Here is an 18,224-nt window from a genome sequence, read left to right on the forward strand (position 1 = left end):
CTCCGCATTTTCCAGACTTACCTATAGTTGGAATGCGTCGCTCTTTGTCAATTTGGTACGGTCACCTAGGAGGATTTAATGAAAAGGATCAATGTAGTAGGCAGCAGCGGAAGCGGTAAATCGACGTTTTCAAAGCAACTCGCAATGAAATTAGGTGTCACGTACATAGAAATGGACAGGTTGTTCTGGCTTCCCGATTGGAAAGAACTCGATGATGAGACGTTCTTCGATAAAGTCGTGGACGTAACTCAACAAGACGCTTGGGTACTCGACGGGAATTACAGCCGAACACAACCATACAAATGGCAAAGAGTCGATACCATCATCTGGCTCGATTATTCACGTTCTATCACCACTTATCGTTCCATAACTCGTGCTATTAAAAGGGCATGGACTCAAGAAGAGTTTTGGGAAGGAACTGGCAATAGAGAAAGCTTTAGAAAAGCGTTTTTGAGTACAGACTCGATTATTTGGTGGTCGGTTAAGAATTACCGAAAGAATCGGAAGCGTTATTTAAAATTGAAAGATGACTTAAAAGGTTCGCCTATCGAGTTCATCCACATCACTTCACCAAAAATGGCACAAGATTTTCTTGGTTCTCAAGATTTTATAAATAGATAAGTAACTTATTTAAGTGACTTTTTGGCAACGGCTCGCAGCTGTGTAAATCCTGACATTCCGCCTCCGTTAGATGATGAATACTAGGGTCTGTTGACCTTTCGCTGCAAAAATCAGCTCGAGAGATTAACAGACCCTAATAACGTTCCCGTCGTATTCATTGTGGAGGTATTATGATCGGCTACGAAGAAATGGCGATATCCGGCTACCTAGGTTGGTTACTCGCTGTTTTGTTGGTTTACCCCTTTGCCTATGTTGGTATCCATATCGGTGTATTCGATATAAAAATCCGTACCAAAGTCAGTCGTTATTTCAATCGCTTTATATTAGCTTTAATTGCATTTTTACTGATTATGCATCTAAAAACCGAAGTGGTTTACGGCAAGTACTTTCTTGGTCTTTGGGAAGCACAACAGTAACTCTGATCGCATTAATTCCCATCGCCTTGTGCTAAGTTGTCGAAATTGAACTAAAAATCGACAACTTAGCATGAAGCCATACGACCTATATTTTCTTCATACTTCACCCGTACACATTCCACCTTTCTCCGAACTGATGACAGAGCTCGCACCTGATTTAAAAGTCGCACACTTTGCCGATGCTGGCTTGTTAGAGCGTCTGGTTGCTGGGGAGGACGAATCTAAGGTGGAACAATCCGTACAAGGCAAAGTACGCGAGCTTTCTGAACAAGCAAACTTGGTGGTTTGTACCTGCTCCTCAATTGGTCGCTTTGCTGAATCACTTACGGAGCAGGGAACCAATGTTCAGCGTATCGACCGCGCGATGGGTGACCAAGCTGTCACTCATGAGCGAGTGTTGTTACTCGCGGCATTATCGACAACCATTGAACCTAGCTTGGCGTTACTTGAGACAAGTGAGGGCAATTGCATCCGTCAGTTAGATACGTTTGTGGTTGAAGGGGCTTGGGAGCGTTTTCTCGACCAAGATAACCAAGGCTATTACGACAAGATAAAAGCGGTAATAGAGCAAAAGGCTCGTGATTATGACGTAATCGTACTGGCACAAGCTTCGATGTCAGGTGCTGCATCATTAGTTGATGTCGACATTCCAGTATTAAGCAGCCCACGTTTAGGCGTAAAAAGGGCAATTGAAACCTTAAGGATATTCCATGCAAATAACTAGTTGGATTCAGCTTTGCTTGCGCGAGCTTGAAGGGACGCCCATAAAAGAACATTCCGATATCGAAGCATCTTTTGCTGAGTCGGAACGTTTCTCAAAATGGAAGGCAAGCAAAAGAGAAATACGCCTCGAAGAAGTCAGTGATCGTTGCTGGATCAAGAGCTGCACGGGTGGCTACATCACAGAGGTACATTTGCATGCAGATGGTTCACTTGATGAATACACCTTGTTTGGACGCCTTCATACCAAAGGGCATTGGGAGCTAGAGGCTGGTGTACTTCATATCACGATCTACAAAGGTGAAAACACTTATGAACTTTCTGTTGTGGGAAACCGTGAACCTTCCATCCACTCTGCGATTGAATATAAGAATGGAGAAGTGCACTCCTATCTAAAATTGACTCCAATTTCTCAATAGCAATTTAATAAGGACGGGCACCACAATATGGACATTGTATTTGTAAGGCATGGCGTGCCAGATTTTACGTTAGCGGATGAGAGGCAGATGACCCAACTTGAGAAGGATTATGCGCCGCTTAGCCGAGCGCATTTGCCCGTGTTGCAAGAAAAACTCAATCATCCAGTCTTTAATGATGCTGAAATAATCATCAGCTCTCCTTACACAAGAACACTTCAAACTGCAGAAATTCTCAATCGTCATCGCGGTTTGCCTTTGTTTGTTGAGCATGACTTGAGAGAGTGGCGTGCGGACAAAGAAGGCGGCTACATTACATTGAATGAAAGAGACCGACGCTGGCACGAATACCGAGAGCTGTTAAAAGCGGGTATTCCAATGACCGATAGTCGCTACGAACATGTTGATGAGCTAAAAGCACGGGCAGAGTTGGTGCTGGATCGTTACCGCCAATATCGAAAGGTTGTTGTCGTGAGCCACTTTAATGTGTTTGAAGCACTACTAGGTTTCCAAGACGTAGGACTGTCCTGTGGAGAATTTAGGCTCATTCGTTTTTGATCGATTTCTTATCTTCTATAGTAAAATCAGGCATTAGGGTCTGTTGACCTTTTGAGCTGATTTTTGCAGCAGTTTGTGGGTTCTTTATACAAGGCAGAGGCTTTGAAATGTAGTTGCCCTACCTGATAAGCCGATAACGCAGTAGAAAGGAGCCACAAACGCTGCCCGAAGGGTTCGGCTAAAAGCGTTTTACTCTTTGTTGAGAGGATTTTGCTTAGAATAACTAGGCTACAAACCTCTCGCCGCGATTAAAACGCTTTTATCTCGAACAAAATTTAACCGCAAAAGGTCAACAGACCCTAGTTTAATTTCAGGTTGCTGTATGAAATCTCTCAAAACACTTTTACTTTTGTCTCTTGCAACGTTGTTTGGCTGTACGTCTAAACCGGACGGCGTGGAGCCGGTCAATAACTTTGAACTACAACCATATCTAGGCAAGTGGTATGAAATTGCGCGTCTTGATCACTCTTTTGAGCGCGGTTTATCGAATGTGACGGCTGAATACGAGCTCCGTGAGGATGGTGGCGTAACGGTTATCAACCGAGGCTATTCAGAAGAAGATAAAGAATGGACGCAAGCTGACGGCAAAGCGTATTTCGTTGATGGTGAAAACACAGGGCATTTAAAAGTGTCTTTCTTCGGTCCGTTTTATTCGTCTTACATCGTATTTGAACTAGGTGAGAACTACGACTACGCGTTTATCTCTGGTTTCAATCACGACTACCTATGGCTACTGTCACGCACACCAACTGTCGATAAAGCAACGGTCGAGCGTTTCAAACAAGTAGCAAAAGAGAAAGGCTTTGCGTTGGACGAGCTAATTCTCGTAGACCAAACCAAATAACACGCGAAATGATCGCCTTATAACAACGATCTGTGCTTCATAAAATTCAGTGGTGTCTGTCCGGTTTGTTTCTTAAAGAACGCAATAAATGCGCTGTCTGATGAGAACTCCAAACAATGGGCAACATCACTGACTTGTCTTTCTTCACATAAGAGCTCGATAGCCTTTAGTAGCCGCCACTGTTGACGCCAATCTTGATAAGACATGCCAGTCTCAGCCTTAAATAGGCGCGTGATGGTTTTGCTGCTCGCGCCAACGGTTTGTGACAGTTGGTTTAACTCAGGTGCTATAAAACCACTCTTGGTCATTGCCTTACGAAACCCTGTTAAACGTCGATCAGAAGGCAAGGGTAAAGAGAACTCAAACTGCTTCGCTTGGTAAAACTCTTCCCAAAACAAAGCGCTCGTAGCTCGGGTTTTCGTTTCTTCAATATCCCATTCCCATAATGCCATTTTGTCGATAAGTGCTTTTAAAAGATCGTTCACTTCAACCATAACGATATCATCCGGACAGCTGTATTTACTGCAATCGAAATAGAGTGAACGGTAAGCCACAACGTTAGTCATGACGGCTCTGTGAGAAGTATGCGGTGGAATCCACACCGCTTTGGTTGGAGGTAATATACAAATAGAGTTGTCGAGTGCGAACGTCATGCAGCCTTGTGGCGCATAAAGCAGTTGTCCTTTCTTGTGTTCGTGCATACCGGAATCATGTTTGCCGACATCCGCTGCGATGCCAACCACACTCGCGGCAATCGCGTCCGCATCGAATCGAGTATTATCTTCAATAATTGCCATTTGTCCGAATCTTGATGTTTTTGGTTTTAATGTTGTTAATGGGTAAAGCATAACGCCTTCTATACTGCACGCCAAGTTAAGTTCGTTACCCACTTATGCCAATAAATACTGGCTGGAGTGGGAAAGAGAGGTAAAAATGAAAACGAAACCTTCTATTGGATTGATGGTGGTGATGCTGATGTTTCCGCAAATTGTGGAGACCATTTACAGCCCAGCACTTGGCAACATTGCTCAGTCATTTGCTGTAACGTATTCGCAAGCGGCGCAAACCCTATCTATCTATTTTTCTGCATTTGCTATTGGCGTGGTGGTTTGGGGAATCTTGGCAGATAAGTGGGGCAGACGCCCGACCATGCTGGCAGGGTTGCTTGTTTACGGCGTATCTGCTTTGGTCGCTATGCAAACAGAAAGCTTTGATGTGATGATGATGGCTCGCGCGTTCAGTGCTTTTGGTATTGCGGTTGGGTCGGTCGTGACACAAACCATGCTAAGAGACAGCTTTTCAGGTGATGAGCTAAGCAAAGTATTTAGCGTTATGGGTATGGGTATTTCCATTAGCCCAGTGATTGGCATGTTGCTCGGTGGTCAGTTAACAGCACTCGGTGGCTATCAGGTGGTGTTCTTTACGTTGTTTATTTTGGCTCTTGTGTTGCTGTGCTACAACGCAGTTAATCTACCTGAAACACAAACTCAAAAGCAGCCGCTAAACATAGGTTCATTACTTGGACGAATGTTGAAAGATGCTCAAATCTGGCAATCTGCGTTGTTGGTTGCGCTCTACAACATTGCTTTATTCGCATACTACCAATTGGGCGCATTCACTTTTGAGCAGCTCGGACTGAGTTCTGAGCAGTTCGGATACAGCGGTGTGATATTGGGCGTTGGTACCTTAATTGGCAGTTTGATGAACAAGTCATTGCTAGCAAAAGGTCGCTCACAAACGCATTTGCTTTGGATTGCATCAGCATTTTTGATCATCGGAGGTTTCGGTGTGTTTATGCTGCAAACATCGATTTGGTTCTTGGTTCCAATGTCATTCATTGTGATGGCATTTGGTATCGCCATTCCAAATGTACTGAGTACCGCTTTGGTTGATTACAAGCAACAAGCGGGCAGTGCAGGGGCATTGCTAGGATTAATGTACTACTTGATGATTGGTTCGGGTCTAGGTTTAGCTGGAATGATTCAAAACCTTGGATTTGTTCTTATGTCGTGTGCAGCTTTGGTTTTGTTAGTGACATTGTCACGTAAAGTTTAGCTGAAGTATATTGAAGAGACCGACAAAGAAAAGCCCTGCAAGTAATGCAGGGCTTTGTGTTATTGGTTTGAGTCTAACAGTTTGAATTTGTGAACTATTAAATTCAAAGGTATTACTTAATCAGTCGAACAACCAAAGAACCTGGCGCTCGGATCGATTCAATGTTGTGGCTCAGTACCGTGCCTTCTGTTGGCGCTGTGTAACGCTGAATCTCATCACCAAAGCTGTCGTATTGAATCGCAACCAATTGACCTTGCTCTACCTTATCCATCATCTTCACTTGTGGTAGTACAAAACCACCCAATTCAGCGCGAATGCTGATGATGTCTTTGCCTTCTAAGCAAGGAGTGATTTCTGCAACTTCACTAGTTACTACGTCATGACGAGCAAGGATATTGAAGATGCCAGTCACGGTACGGTCAATCAGGTCCTGTTCTGTGTAACGACCCATACCCACTTCAATGGTGATGCTTGGAATGCCGCTGTTGTTCCAGACGGTTTCAAGTACTCCAGCGTCACCCGGATCGTTAAGAATCGCATCTGGGTTAATGAGGCGAGCCATTTCCAGAGATTGCTCAATACGGAAATCGGCAAACACGTACAGCGGGTAAGCAGCACCAGTGGTTTGAGTGTGCAAATCAATCGCCAGTTCTGCGTTTGGCTTTAGAAGGTTATTCCACAAAGCAAATAGGAAGCGGTTTGCTTCGTTGCCGTTTGCATCGCCAGGGAAGAAGCGGTTTAAGTTTGCAGGAGATGCATCTGGATCCGCAGAGAAGAAGTCACGGCTGTGGTTCAGCATACCCGTCAGGTTGATGGTCGGAACGACGGTTACAGTACCTGCGATGTCTTTACCAATCAGTTCACGAGCGGTCTTTTGCGCCGCTAAAACACCGTTGTATTCATCACCATGAACACCTGCTGTGATCATGATTTTCTTACCCGGTTTTTCGCCTTTGAAAACCAACACCGGTAAATGTTGCCATTGAGATAGGGCGTTGGTTGCGATACGGAACCAAAACTTGTGCTCGCCTGCAGGCAAGTCTGTTACGTCAAGAGATTGAATGACTTGATGACCTTGAATTACGTCATCCAGAAATTGTGTTGCCATTAAAGTTGTCACTCCAAAACATCTTACTTCGATGCTTGTTTGCCATACGGCTTGAATTAAAAAAGGCGAGAACTTGTCTCGCCTTATTCTTTATACCCAAACTCTGCTTTCGCGTTTAAGTTGCTTGGGGATATTGGTAATCAGTTTACGCAAAACCCATCACGTGAGCTGCGACGACGACAATGCTCGATAGGGTAAAGAGTAATAGCATAAAGCGCCAGCAGAATTTCGCCCAGTCACCCCAGTCGATACGACACACACCCAGTGTTGCCATTAGAGACGCTGAAGTTGGAACGATAACGTTCGTGAAACCATCACCAAGTTGGAATGCTAGAACAGCAACCTGACGTGTAACGCCAGCGATGTCTGCAAGAGGAGACAATAGAGGCATTGTCAGTGCTGCTTGACCAGAACCTGAAGTCACGAAGAAGTTGAAGATAGATTGGAAAACATACATCAACCAAGCCGCTGCAACGTCAGGAAGACCGCTGATTACGCCACCAGCACTGTTCAGAATCGAGTTCAGTACGCTCGCTTCATCAGTAGTACCGCCACCTAGGATAAGCAATACACCTTTCGCACAACCAACCAATAGAGCAGGGGCAAGCATGATTGCTGCACCTTCTTTAAATGCGTCAGCCGCACAGTTTAGCGTCATGCCGTTTAGACGGAAGATCGTACCGATGATCGCAACGACAAAGCCCATTGTGAAGAATTGAGACGCGATTTCTGGAATGTACCATGCGTTAGCCACTACGCCCCAAACAACCCATACGGTAGTTGCGATAACCGTAAGGATAACTAGGGTGTCACCTAGGTTCCAACGAGAATCGTGGTCACCTAGCTCTTGCTGACGGAAGTATTTGTCAGTGCGACGGCTGTAAGAAAGCTCAGGGTTTGCTTTGATACGCGCTGCGTAAATCATAGTGAAAGCAATACCGATAAGTGTAAAGCCAGCCCACAGACCCATACGTACAGTCATACCAGACAGAACCGGAATACCAGCAATACCTTGCGCGATCGCTACCGAGAATGGGTTCATCCAAGACGTTGCAAAACCAATCTGAGTCGCAACGTAGGTCACCATTACTGTAGTGATGCCATCGTAGCCAAGGCGAACCATTAGTGGCGCGATAATAATCGCAAATGCAACGGCTTCTTCACCCATACCAAATACTGCGCCGCCCAAAGAGAACAGCAAGAACAGAACTGGAATGAATAGCGCTTCGTTACCTTTGGTCTTGTCGATAAGACGTAAGATACCGTTGTCGATTGTGCCTGTGCGCATTACCACACCAAATGCACCACCGATAACCAGCATGAACATGATAACGCCAATCGCGCTGCCCCATTTAGAGCCTGAAACCAGACCTTCGAATGGGAAGTTCATTAGACCAATGCCACCGCCTGAAGCGAACAGTCCAACTTTGTTGTAAACCAATTCACCGTTTTCGTCGGTTGCATAAGAGAAAGAAGATGGATCGATAACTGTGCGAGTTTTTTCTGCACCGTCGACCATGTAGGTCACCTGTTGGCTATCGAAATGACCAGCAGGAATTAAGTAGGTAAGAATCGCAGCAAGAATACCAACAATGAAGATCAAAATGAGGGTATCAGGCATCTGCCATGATTTAGGGGTTGCCGCCGATTCCGATGGCTGAGCGTGTGTGTGAGACATAACCTATTTCACGTCGAATTATAGAAAGCATGAAATATCGATAAAATAGAATAAAAAGTCAATATTAACTGAGTTGATGAACTATAAATTCATCAATAATTTGATCTGAAGAGGGTTGAGTTGATTATCAATGATTTAATGGTTAATTGTTTTGGTTAGATGTTGTGCGAATGAAAACGGAGTTAGGACTTGTGGCGATTCACAAGTCCCATAATTATTCACTTTTCTGCATGAGAAGTTTGTTCTGAATAAAACGCGGCAACATCGCGCAAATCTTCATCATTTAGCATGCGTAATTGGGCTGCCATCATCTCAGCCAAAGGACCTAAGCGAAGCCCATCTTGATAGGCTTTCATAGAATCATACAGGTACTGAGCATTCTGACCGGCTAGGTTAGGGTAAGCGTCGTTTGTCGTCATGCCGTTCGAACCATGACAGTAAACACAGCTTGGCGATTTAAGTTTGCCTTTATCAACGTCACCGAAAGGTTTCGCCACAACAGAGGAAGAGATAAGAAGAGACGTTAGAAGCACGTATCTAAGCATGAAATGCACTCACTGTAGTTCTTGAAAGCGCATAGAATAAAGCTTCCCCTTAGGGGAAGCTCAATGATCAAAATCAAGTTAAAGCAGGGATTTAAGGCTAGATAGGAAGGTATCGATGTCTTGTGCCGAAATATCTTTGTGCGTCACGAAGCGGATTGGGTTTCCTGGAGTAATCGTGATGCCTTGCTCCTTCATCTTTTCTGCAATACCAGCGATATCCACTTGTGGATCAAGCTTGGCAAAGACGATGTTGGTTTGAACAAATTCTGGATTAACAGAGAAACCAGACAATTCCGCTAAACCTTCCGCCAAGGTTTTTGCATTGATGTGGTCTTGTTTTAGCTGTTCTACTTGCTCGGTAAGGGCTAGTTTACCAGCTGCAGCGAGAATACCCGCTTGGCGCATACCACCGCCGACCATCTTTCTTAGGCGGCGTGCTTTTGCGATGTACTCTTTGCTACCAAGCAGTAGCGAACCAACAGGAGCTGCCAATCCTTTCGACAGACAGATAGTCATTGAATCAAAGTACTGACCAATCTCTTTCACTGGAACATCAAGCGCTACAGCTGCGTTGAATACGCGAGCGCCATCTAGGTGCATCTGCAAGTTATGTTTGTTCACAAACTCACGAGCCTCTGCAAGGTAGGAAAGAGGAATCACTTTACCGTTGATGGTGTTCTCTAAGCTAAGTAGGCGAGTACGTGCAAAGTGCGCGTCATCTGGCTTGATAGCTGCTTCTAGCTTATCGAATGGCAAAGTACCGTCTGGGGTGTTTTCAATCGGTTGAGGTTGAATAGAGCCCAGTACCGCAGCGCCGCCAGCTTCGTACTTGTAGTTATGCGCTTGCTGACCACATAGGTATTCATCACCGCGCTCACAATGCGCCATTAAGCCAAGTAAGTTTGCTTGTGTACCAGAGGTCGTGAATATTGCCGCTTCAAAGCCCGCAAGCTCAGCCGCAAATTGCTCTAACTCGTTAACGGTTGGGTCATCACCGTAAACATCATCGCCGACAGGAGCGGTAAACATTGCTTCACGCATTGCTTGGGTAGGTTGCGTAACGGTATCTGATCGAAAGTCCATAATTCTCTCCTCGGTCGAAAAGACCTAAATATAACCGCAAAGACGAGCTTTGCTTAGGCAAGCGATAGTTTTGGCATCCGTAATAATGCCTTGAATAATTTGTTGTTCGAGTTCTTCTCGTGACAATGTCACTACTTCAATAACTTCGTCGTCGTCACACTCGTATCGATTGGTTTTGTTCAGTTGTTCGGCAACAAACAAGTACTGGATTTCATCACAGAAACCAGCAAGAGGGGTAACTTGACCAAGCGATGTGAACTTTTCGGCGCTGTATCCTGTTTCTTCTTCCAGCTCTCTTTGAGCACAGTGCAAAGGATCTTCATCGCCTTCACGTGTACCAGCAGGCAATTCAAGCAGCCATTTGTTAAGAGAGGGACGGAATTGATTAACAAGAACGATGTTGCCATCTGAAGTAATAGGTAAGATAACGGCAGCACCGGGGTGTTGGATAGTGGTATGTGTGATCATCTGACCAGTTGGTAGTTTAACTTCCTCTTCGACTAGAGAAATCTGCTTCCATTTATGAATTGTATTGCTCATGCAGTTGTGGATCCTAGCTGTAACCGCGCATTGACGTGTTTTGCACATTAACCACAAACCACCGGAAACAAAAGAAGAAAATGGTTTCATACTCTTGCGAAACCAGCACATTCAGTGAGTTATGTCTCATAAATGAAAACTATGGTTGCTCGCGCACGCGCGCGAAGAGCATCTGGTATAAACGAGGTTCACTAAAAAATACGCTTGTAACAAAGTGATAACAAATGTATAAAATTATATATACAGCCTCAGTTCAACAGCCGGAGCTTCTATGATTCAACCATCTTTCGCATCTAATGCAGAAAAGGCGCTTCTTTCGGAGCGTATCAACAAGCTAGCGAAAGCGTTAACTGATGGCGTTTACGAACGCGAACACACCATCAAACTTTGTCTTCTTGCCGCTCTTGCCGGCGAAAGCGTCTTCCTTCTTGGTCCTCCAGGGATCGCAAAAAGCTTAATCGCAAAACGACTTATCCAAGCTTTTGATAATAGCAGTTATTTTGAATACCTCATGACACGCTTCTCAACACCTGAAGAAGTGTTTGGTCCATTGAGCATTCAAGAGCTAAAAGACAACGGTCGTTATGTCCGTCTTACTCAAGGGTACTTACCAACGGCGCAAGTGGTTTTCCTTGATGAGATTTGGAAGGCGGGTCCTGCCATTCTGAACACGCTATTGACCGTTGTGAACGAAAAGACATTTAAAAACGGCAGCGATATCGAACGTGTACCGATGCGCCTTTTGGTTTCTGCATCAAATGAACTGCCAGATGAAGACAGCGGGTTAGACGCACTTTACGACCGTATGTTGGTACGCGTGTTTGTAAACCGCATTCAGGACAAACAAAACTTCAAATCCATGCTGACAGTGGGTACGTCTCAAGAAGCGCAAGTTCCAGAGGGCTTGGCGATCACAGACGAAGAATACCACCGTTGGCAGCAGCAGCTCGACAAACTCACTCTGACCGACAACGCATTCGAAAAGCTTTTCCAACTAAAAACCATGTTGGAAACCAAAGTCGAGTCTGAGTTTGGCGACGCATCATTAACGGACATGTACGTGTCTGACCGCCGTTGGAAGAAAGCGGTCAAACTACTTAAAGCAAGTGCGTTCTTTAATGGGCGTGACGAGATCAATCCGCTTGATCTTCTGCTACTTCAAGATTGTTTATGGAACAGCCCTGAATCACGCGATGTCGTTCGCGGTGTGATTCAAGAGTTCGCACTTAAACATGCCTTTGACCAGCAAGAAGCTGAACAAGAAATCGAATACTGTCGTGAATCTTTGGTTGATGTTCAGCATGAGCTTGAAGACAAATATCGCATGACGCTAAACGCAGAAGCGGCAACAGGTCTGCTTCGCAAAGAAACCATGAGCTTCGATACATCCAAAGCGAAAACTTACAAAGTAGGCGCGGCGGTGAATCTGGTTAAGCTGGTTATTCTGCAAAGCAACATGTCGGTCTCTGAATCAGAGAAGGGCGACAGTCGCTGGGTATACGTACCAAAAGACGAGCTTGACCGAGTGATCAAAGAAGGTCATGGCGATGTGTATGGTTACGTGAACCAAAACACCAATATGTGTCGTCTGCGTTTTGATGTCGATGCAGCCAACAACCTAGTGATCCGTGACATTGCTAACCGAGGCGTGTTGGTGAGCTTGGTTACCCAACAAGGTTTAGACGTTGAGCTTTACCAAAAATGGTTGGCAGAAAGCGAAAAAGCAGTCAGCCAATTGAGCGAAGCTGAACATCATATGCGAAAGGTTAAAGCCAACTTCCATGGCGCATTGCCGCACAGTTTCGTGGACCCAGAGTTACCACGTCTAATGGAGTCGAGTCTGCAACAGGTGAGTCAGAGACTTGAGTCTATTCAAGGTGAAAGCGAGAAGATCATTCAACGCTTCAAAAACTTACATCAGTTTTTCTCTTAATCTTAAGGAGACGACATGTTAGGTGCAGACGGACTCAACTTGGCGCTCATGGTGGCTGATTCAGGCATCATTGATAGTGCGGTTAACGATTTAATGGCGCGTTCACAAGTCATGATGATGGCAGAAAACCGAGGCATGAAATCCTCAGTGAAAAACCATCTGCTTAAATGGCGTGGCAACGTGAAAAAGCGCATGACGAAAGTCTGTGAGACAGAACGTTTTCAACAGGAACTCGCGCTCTACCAAGAAGTCATTTATTGGGATGAGAACGAGTTCTTTGAGCGCATTGATGACGTGATCAAGAAGCTTGAATGGCACTCGGCGTTTTACATGCAAGCGCGTCGCATGATGGAGAAGAACAAGGGCGTGAATAACCCAATGTTCCCTCATTACTTCTGTGACCAGTGGTATCAAAGCCTTGCTGAAGCGATCAAACAAGCGCAAGTTTCCGAGCTTGAAGAGAACAAAGAAAAAGTCCTTAACGACCTTTATCAGCGTATGGAAACCATGCGTAACATGGATAAAGTGACGGAGTCAGGGGACGAAGAAAGCGTCGGGCGCTTGTGGGATATGGCGTCCGCTAAGTTGAGTAAAACCGACTTAACCGTGATGAAGCGCCACGCAGAGTTCCTTAAAAAGCACAAAGGCTTACAAGAAATCGCAGAACAGCTTGGTCGCATGGCGGGGCAAGTAAACGATCCTGACCTCAATCGCGCACCAGCAGAAGAGCTGCAAATGGTTGAGGAAAAGAGTGACGAAGCGACAGACGATATCGTCGGTATTCATGAAAGTGACGACCTCAACAAACTGCTACCGAACGAAACCATGTTTTTGGCGTATCCAGAACTGGAAGTCGTGTTCTATAAGCATTTAGTCGATAAACGTTTGATGAACTACCGCACGCAAGGTAAGTCCCGCACACTACGTAAAGTGAAGGCGCACAAACCCGATCATAAAGCGGTGGACGTTGAAAAAGGACCGTTTATCGTTTGTGTTGATGCGTCAGGCTCGATGAGTGGCTTCCCAGAGCAATGTGCTAAAGCTATGGCTTATGCACTGATGCAAATCGCTCTCGCTGAACAACGAGATTGCTACGTGATCATCTTCTCCACGGAGCACATTACTTACGAGTTAACGCGTCAGGATGGCTTACGTGAAGCTGCCGACTTTTTAACTTACAGCTTCCATGGTGGCACGGATTTGGAGCCAACGTTGATTAAATCCATCGATTTGATGAACAGCGACAAATACAAAAACGCCGACATGGTTGTGATTTCAGACTTCATTGCGCCAAAACAGCAGGATGAATTGCTTGCAAAAGTCGACGCGTTAAAAGCGAAGAAGAACCGCTTCCATGCCATTAGCTTGTCGAAGTACGGCAACCCAGCCTTAATGTCGATGTTTGACCATACTTGGTCTTACCATCCAAACGTAGTAGGACGCTTGTTTAAACGCGTTGCCAACGGTTAATCGCGTGAATAGAGATACAAAAGCGGCACCGATTGCCGCTTTTCTTCTGTCTATCTGTTTTGATTTGCTTTAACCAAAGTGAGTAAATCTGGGCGGTGTAGGTCGAATTAACATCGGATTGGTTTAAAACAAAGCAAACAAACAGAAATTTTGGATTTTTGTTTGACTATATTTCCTGAATCCGTAAAGTAGCAACCAACGCAACGGGGCAGAGCCTTTAAGCGTAAACAATTTGGCGCCTTGGCAGAGTGGCTATGCAGCGGATTGCAAATCCGTGGACCTCGGTTCGACTCCGGGAGGCGCCTCCATATTTTTGGGTATGGCAATGGCGATATCCAGATGCAAAAGCATCACCAATAGACCAGCGAAAGCTGGTTTTTTTGTATCTGATGCTTGGCAAGCTGAACAAGCACTCGTTGAGTGTTTGCATACAGAAAGATGCGCTTCTCAAGTGTGACTTCTCAGCCAGCATTTAGCTTTAAAGCCCTTTACAATATGTTCTTCAACAAGGAAGCAGTGAAGACACATGAGAAATACCGACGACTACATTATTTTCTATCATTTGGTTGAGCAAGGTTCATTCAGCGCCGCAGCAAGACAAATGGAACTTACTAAGTCGGTCGTCAGTAAGCGTATTGCCAAATTAGAGCAGGAGATAGGCGTTCAACTGCTTTATCGAACCACTCGCACGCTTAAACTGACAGAGGCAGGGCAATCCTTCTTCGAACATGCACGTAGTGTTTACCAAGCCGTCGCAACTGCAGAAGAATCCATTGTTGGCTTAGGCAAGAACCTATCCGGCAATATCAAGATTACGGTACCTACCATCTCTGGTGAACTTATCCTTCCTACGGTTATTTCTGAATTCAACCAAGCTTACCCTGATATCAACATTGATATGGAACTGGACAACCGGTTTGCTGACATCGTCAACGAAGGTTTTGACCTAGCCATTCGTACTGGGGTTTTACCAGACTCAAGCCTAATCGCACGCAAGCTTGTTGATGCAAACTGGATTGTGTGTGCATCGCCCAAGTACGTAGCCAAACATGGCAAACCAAAAACGCCGGACGATCTCACTAAGCACAACTGTTTGGTTTACGCCTATCAAGAGACAGGTGCACGTGAGTGGGTTTTCAAGCGTGATGATGAGGTGTATCAGGTTAAGGTGGATGGGAATCTATGTACCAATAACTCATCTGCGCTACGTAACGTCGCTTTACTAGGGCAAGGTATTATTTATGTGCCTCGGGTGCTGGTTTATGAAGACTTACAGCAAGGCAAACTGATTCAGTTGTTTAAAGACGAAACGGCTAAGTGCTTGGGTATTTATGCCGTGTACCCATACACTCGTCAGCAACCAGAAAAGATTAAGATCTTTATCGAGCATCTCTATCAGTGCTTTCAAAGTCGTAGCCATCAATTCTAGTGGCTCAACTTTTCTCAAAGGAGTGATTCTCCTTTGATTGAAGGGATTTGCTCTAAATTTTAAACTCTCCACTCTAACTATTTTCTTCACTGATCGGCAATGTCACAGCCATATAACGCTGCTATAACGTCATGGTATTCACATGTTGTGGCTTTGTTCTGACTCAATATTCTGACAAGGTCAGGAATACAAAGCCTTGTCATCCCTTTTAACTTTCTTGTTCTTCGATATCGTGCACATTTGTTAACAATGTACTTTGCTATTGTTTCTTTTTGGAAACGATAAGTTTCTTTGTTGATTTTACAGTTCTAAGAATTTTAAGTAATTGAATGTATGGGTAATTAATGTAGTTAACTTGATCTGAGCGTCGTTATCGGACTTTGGTGGCATGGACGTTCAGATTCGGACTACTTATATTGGCTGGGCATAATAACTAGAGATACGGATATGAAACAGAAGCAGCTCATCGACGCGTTTGTCACCATTGTCGGGGAAGAAAATGTCCTTACCGATCAAATCAAAACCAAGTATTATCGCAGCGGTTTTCGCTCAGGAAGCGGCACGGCGTTGGCGGTGGTTTTTCCTAAGACTCTGCTAGAGCAGTGGAAGGTCATCCAACAATGTGTCGACAATAATTGCATCATCATCATGCAGGCGGCTAAGACGGGTCTGACCGAAGGCTCAGCGCCAAGTGGTAGTGATTACGACCGCGATGTGGTGGTGATCAATATTACCAAGATGAAGCAAATCTATCTGTTAGATGGCGGTAAGCAAGCCGTTTGTCTTCCGGGGGCGAGTCTGCATTCGTTAGAAAAAGAGTTGCGAGCAGTTAATCGCGCGCCGCATTCGGTGATTGGTTCTTCTTCTCTTGGCGCAACAGTTGTAGGTGGTATTGCGAACAACTCTGGTGGCGCTTTGGTTAAACGTGGTCCTGCTTACACAGAATTAGCCATATTCGCTCAGGTGGACAAAGACGGTAAGCTCAATCTTGTTAACCACCTTGGTATTGAAGGATTAGGCTCGACGCCTGAAGAGATCTTACAGAACATCCAAGATGGTAATTTCGACCCAGATAAAGTGATTCATGATGAACGTATGGCGTCGGATAAAGAATACGACGAACGTGTTCGTGATGTGACTTCTGATATCCCATCGCGCTTTAATGCCGACGAACGTCGTCTGTACGAGGCGAGCGGTTGTGCGGGTAAGCTGGGCGTTTTTGCGGTTCGAGTCGACAGCTATCCAATCCCAGAGAAAGAGCAGGTGTTCTATTTAGGCACTAACGATCCAGAGAAATTGACCAAGCTGAGAAAAGACTTCCTTACTCAATTCGAAAACTTGCCAGAGATGGGTGAGTACCTTCACCGTGACATCTTCAACATGGCGGAAAAATACGGTAAAGATGTGTTCCTTTCTATCGATTTATTAGGCACGGACAACCTGCCTAAGATGTTCTCGCTAAAAGCTAAGGTTGAAAACTTCTTAGAGCGTGTACCGTTAGTCAGTAAATACCTGCCAGATACTATTCTCTACTACGCAAGCAAGCTATTCCCACAGCACCTTCCTAAGCGAATGTTGGAATACCGTGATAAGTACGAGCACCATCTTGTACTTAAAATGAGTGACGGCGGTATTGCCGAAGCGCAGAAATACCTCAAAGAGGTTTGGGCAGCTGAGCACGATAGTGACTTTTTCGAATGTACACCAGAAGAGGGTAAGAAAGCGTATCTACACCGTTTTGCAGCGGCAGGTGCAGCAATTCGTTACGAAACCATTCACCGCAAGGAAGTGGAAGACATTGTTGCTCTCGACATTGCGTTACGTCGTAACGATGAAGAATGGTTAGAAACATTACCTGAGGAAGTAAGTAAGAACCTCGTTAAGTCTCTCTATTATGGGCATTTCATGTGTTATGTGTTCCACCAAGACTACATCTTTAAGAAGGGTACAGACACCAAGCTGATGAAGAAACTGATGCTGGAGCACCTAAATAGTCGTGGCGCGAAATACCCAGCAGAACACAACGTAGGTCACTTATATGAAGCAGAAAACTCGCTACAAAAGTTCTATCATCAACTTGACCCGACCAACACCTTTAACCCAGGCATAGGTAAAATGGACCGCTACAAGCGCAACTGTAACTGTTGTGCTTAAGCATTAAGTCAATATGATGTGGAGAGTCGCTTAAACAGCGGCTCTTTTTTAGTAATAAATGGTGGTAGAAGGCGTTTGAGTTTTAATCGAATCGCTCAACTCCCATACGTTCAGTCTTGTTTTTAACCATCTGAATCAAAAAGAATAAATTTTTGTTGACCTAAAATCTTAATCCGTTAAAGTACGCCTCGTTCTCACGGCGAAGGTCGTTAGAACAGATGGTGTTACCATCGCATTGATTGCGTTGCCCTGGTGGTGGAATTGGTAGACACAAGGGATTTAAAATCCCTCGACGTTCGCGTTGTGCCGGTTCAAGTCCGGCCCGGGGCACCATCCGAAAATTGAGTGGGTGAATTTAATATCCCGCCGTCGAGTTGACCGGCCGAGTGTCGGACCATCAATTCCGGCTCGGGTCACCATCTCAAATTATGCGACACTAGCTCAGTTGGTAGAGCGCAACCTTGCCAAGGTTGAGGTCACGAGTTCGAACCTCGTGTGTCGCTCCAGTTGAGGCGCCTTGGCAGAGTGGCTATGCAGCGGATTGCAAATCCGTGGACCTCGGTTCGACTCCGGGAGGCGCCTCCATTATTTTCGAAAGCTCGTCATCATGACGGGCTTTTTTTCGTTTTAAAGCATGATAATTCATCGCTTAAG

17 protein-coding genes and 4 tRNA genes are annotated in these 18,224 nt (G+C 45.1%); 15 read left to right on the forward strand and 6 right to left on the reverse strand.

Annotation, left to right across the window (positions count from 1 at the left end):
- The first annotated feature begins 78 nt into the window (after positions 1–78).
- From OH459_RS11680 to OH459_RS11705, 6 genes are all read left to right on the forward strand, one after another.
- Positions 79–621 (forward strand): (d)CMP kinase, encoded by a 543-nt coding sequence (locus OH459_RS11680; RefSeq protein WP_017190817.1) that lies wholly within the window; start codon positions 79–81, stop codon positions 619–621.
- 170 nt (positions 622–791) lie between these two features.
- Positions 792–1,037: a hypothetical protein gene (locus tag OH459_RS11685; RefSeq protein ID WP_269986871.1), complete on the forward strand. Its 246-nt coding sequence runs from the start codon at positions 792–794 to the stop codon at positions 1,035–1,037.
- A gap of 70 nt (positions 1,038–1,107) precedes the next feature.
- Positions 1,108–1,761: an amino-acid racemase gene (locus OH459_RS11690; RefSeq protein WP_017818788.1), complete on the forward strand. Its 654-nt coding sequence runs from the start codon at positions 1,108–1,110 to the stop codon at positions 1,759–1,761.
- Positions 1,748–2,176 (forward strand): hypothetical protein, encoded by a 429-nt coding sequence (locus OH459_RS11695; RefSeq protein WP_017818789.1) that lies wholly within the window; start codon positions 1,748–1,750, stop codon positions 2,174–2,176. Before OH459_RS11690 ends, OH459_RS11695 begins: the two co-directional genes overlap by 14 nt.
- Positions 2,177–2,203: 27 nt before the next feature.
- On the forward strand, positions 2,204–2,731 hold the full coding sequence (locus OH459_RS11700) for a histidine phosphatase family protein (RefSeq protein WP_269986875.1): 528 nt from the start codon (positions 2,204–2,206) through the stop codon (positions 2,729–2,731).
- A 322-nt stretch (positions 2,732–3,053) separates the two neighbouring features.
- Positions 3,054–3,575 (forward strand): lipocalin family protein, encoded by a 522-nt coding sequence (locus tag OH459_RS11705; protein WP_005444070.1) that lies wholly within the window; start codon positions 3,054–3,056, stop codon positions 3,573–3,575.
- Positions 3,576–3,592: 17 nt separating this feature from the next.
- Here OH459_RS11705 and OH459_RS11710 read toward each other — a convergent pair whose 3' ends face one another.
- Positions 3,593–4,372 carry an AraC family transcriptional regulator gene (locus OH459_RS11710; RefSeq protein ID WP_269986882.1) on the reverse strand — a complete coding sequence of 260 codons (780 nt, stop codon included), beginning with the start codon at positions 4,370–4,372 and terminating at the stop codon, positions 3,593–3,595.
- 136 nt (positions 4,373–4,508) lie between these two features.
- On the opposite strand from OH459_RS11710, the gene OH459_RS11715 reads away from it, so the two are divergent.
- Complete coding sequence (locus tag OH459_RS11715; RefSeq protein WP_172580936.1) at positions 4,509–5,630, forward strand: multidrug effflux MFS transporter; 1,122 nt, start codon at positions 4,509–4,511, stop codon at positions 5,628–5,630.
- 112 nt (positions 5,631–5,742) lie between these two features.
- Here OH459_RS11715 and OH459_RS11720 read toward each other — a convergent pair whose 3' ends face one another.
- The 5 genes from OH459_RS11720 to OH459_RS11740 form a co-directional block, all read right to left on the reverse strand.
- On the reverse strand, positions 5,743–6,738 hold the full coding sequence (locus OH459_RS11720; protein ID WP_172580935.1) for a succinylglutamate desuccinylase/aspartoacylase family protein: 996 nt from the start codon (positions 6,736–6,738) through the stop codon (positions 5,743–5,745).
- A gap of 145 nt (positions 6,739–6,883) precedes the next feature.
- Entirely contained in the window at positions 6,884–8,416 is a 1,533-nt protein-coding gene (gene yfcC, locus OH459_RS11725; protein ID WP_005443800.1) for a putative basic amino acid antiporter YfcC, read from the reverse strand.
- Between the two features lie 218 nt (positions 8,417–8,634).
- On the reverse strand, positions 8,635–8,961 hold the full coding sequence (locus tag OH459_RS11730) for a c-type cytochrome (protein ID WP_187993064.1): 327 nt from the start codon (positions 8,959–8,961) through the stop codon (positions 8,635–8,637).
- Between the two features lie 78 nt (positions 8,962–9,039).
- On the reverse strand, positions 9,040–10,044 hold the full coding sequence (gene ltaE / locus OH459_RS11735; protein WP_269986887.1) for a low-specificity L-threonine aldolase: 1,005 nt from the start codon (positions 10,042–10,044) through the stop codon (positions 9,040–9,042).
- Positions 10,045–10,068: 24 nt separating this feature from the next.
- The gene (locus OH459_RS11740) at positions 10,069–10,584 is read right to left on the reverse strand and encodes an NUDIX hydrolase (RefSeq protein WP_269986890.1); all 516 of its coding nucleotides are present in this window, start codon (positions 10,582–10,584) and stop codon (positions 10,069–10,071) included.
- A gap of 271 nt (positions 10,585–10,855) precedes the next feature.
- Here OH459_RS11740 and OH459_RS11745 point away from each other — a divergent pair, with 271 nt between their 5' ends.
- The 8 genes from OH459_RS11745 to OH459_RS11780 all read left to right on the forward strand — a co-directional run bounded on the left by OH459_RS11745 (position 10,856) and on the right by OH459_RS11780 (position 18,155).
- The gene (locus tag OH459_RS11745; protein ID WP_009696114.1) at positions 10,856–12,517 is read left to right on the forward strand and encodes an ATPase RavA domain-containing protein; all 1,662 of its coding nucleotides are present in this window, start codon (positions 10,856–10,858) and stop codon (positions 12,515–12,517) included.
- A 15-nt stretch (positions 12,518–12,532) separates the two neighbouring features.
- On the forward strand, positions 12,533–13,987 hold the full coding sequence (gene viaA, locus OH459_RS11750; RefSeq protein ID WP_005443815.1) for an ATPase RavA stimulator ViaA: 1,455 nt from the start codon (positions 12,533–12,535) through the stop codon (positions 13,985–13,987).
- 234 nt (positions 13,988–14,221) lie between these two features.
- Positions 14,222–14,295 (forward strand) — tRNA-Cys (locus OH459_RS11755).
- Positions 14,296–14,513: 218 nt separating this feature from the next.
- Positions 14,514–15,416, forward strand: coding sequence for a LysR family transcriptional regulator (locus OH459_RS11760; RefSeq protein WP_101961103.1), 903 nt, complete (start codon positions 14,514–14,516; stop codon positions 15,414–15,416).
- A 447-nt stretch (positions 15,417–15,863) separates the two neighbouring features.
- Positions 15,864–17,570, forward strand: a complete 1,707-nt coding sequence (gene dld / locus OH459_RS11765; RefSeq protein ID WP_017190803.1) for a D-lactate dehydrogenase — start codon at positions 15,864–15,866, stop codon at positions 17,568–17,570.
- Between the two features lie 246 nt (positions 17,571–17,816).
- A tRNA-Leu gene (locus OH459_RS11770) sits at positions 17,817–17,903 on the forward strand.
- A 97-nt stretch (positions 17,904–18,000) separates the two neighbouring features.
- Positions 18,001–18,076 (forward strand) — tRNA-Gly (locus tag OH459_RS11775).
- A 5-nt stretch (positions 18,077–18,081) separates the two neighbouring features.
- Positions 18,082–18,155 (forward strand) — tRNA-Cys (locus OH459_RS11780).
- Positions 18,156–18,224 lie beyond the last annotated feature (69 nt).

This window comes from Vibrio sp. MM46 (genome assembly GCF_027587135.1).
Lineage (GTDB): Bacteria > Pseudomonadota > Gammaproteobacteria > Enterobacterales > Vibrionaceae > Vibrio > Vibrio harveyi.

Excerpts from the sequence above, each read along its gene's own strand:
- OH459_RS11680 (WP_017190817.1), top strand. The coding sequence starts at position 79 with ATGAAAAGGATCAATGTAGTAGGCAGCAGCGGAAGCGGTAAATCGACG.
- OH459_RS11685 (WP_269986871.1), top strand. The coding sequence starts at position 792 with ATGATCGGCTACGAAGAAATGGCGATATCCGGCTACCTAGGTTGGTTA.
- OH459_RS11690 (WP_017818788.1), top strand. The coding sequence starts at position 1,108 with ATGAAGCCATACGACCTATATTTTCTTCATACTTCACCCGTACACATT.
- OH459_RS11695 (WP_017818789.1), top strand. The coding sequence starts at position 1,748 with ATGCAAATAACTAGTTGGATTCAGCTTTGCTTGCGCGAGCTTGAAGGG.
- OH459_RS11700 (WP_269986875.1), top strand. The coding sequence starts at position 2,204 with ATGGACATTGTATTTGTAAGGCATGGCGTGCCAGATTTTACGTTAGCG.
- OH459_RS11705 (WP_005444070.1), top strand. The coding sequence starts at position 3,054 with ATGAAATCTCTCAAAACACTTTTACTTTTGTCTCTTGCAACGTTGTTT.
- OH459_RS11710 (WP_269986882.1), bottom strand. The coding sequence starts at position 4,372 with ATGGCAATTATTGAAGATAATACTCGATTCGATGCGGACGCGATTGCC.
- OH459_RS11715 (WP_172580936.1), top strand. The coding sequence starts at position 4,509 with ATGAAAACGAAACCTTCTATTGGATTGATGGTGGTGATGCTGATGTTT.
- OH459_RS11720 (WP_172580935.1), bottom strand. The coding sequence starts at position 6,738 with ATGGCAACACAATTTCTGGATGACGTAATTCAAGGTCATCAAGTCATT.
- yfcC (WP_005443800.1), bottom strand. The coding sequence starts at position 8,416 with ATGTCTCACACACACGCTCAGCCATCGGAATCGGCGGCAACCCCTAAA.
- OH459_RS11730 (WP_187993064.1), bottom strand. The coding sequence starts at position 8,961 with ATGCTTAGATACGTGCTTCTAACGTCTCTTCTTATCTCTTCCTCTGTT.
- ltaE (WP_269986887.1), bottom strand. The coding sequence starts at position 10,044 with ATGGACTTTCGATCAGATACCGTTACGCAACCTACCCAAGCAATGCGT.
- OH459_RS11740 (WP_269986890.1), bottom strand. The coding sequence starts at position 10,584 with ATGAGCAATACAATTCATAAATGGAAGCAGATTTCTCTAGTCGAAGAG.
- OH459_RS11745 (WP_009696114.1), top strand. The coding sequence starts at position 10,856 with ATGATTCAACCATCTTTCGCATCTAATGCAGAAAAGGCGCTTCTTTCG.
- viaA (WP_005443815.1), top strand. The coding sequence starts at position 12,533 with ATGTTAGGTGCAGACGGACTCAACTTGGCGCTCATGGTGGCTGATTCA.
- OH459_RS11760 (WP_101961103.1), top strand. The coding sequence starts at position 14,514 with ATGAGAAATACCGACGACTACATTATTTTCTATCATTTGGTTGAGCAA.
- dld (WP_017190803.1), top strand. The coding sequence starts at position 15,864 with ATGAAACAGAAGCAGCTCATCGACGCGTTTGTCACCATTGTCGGGGAA.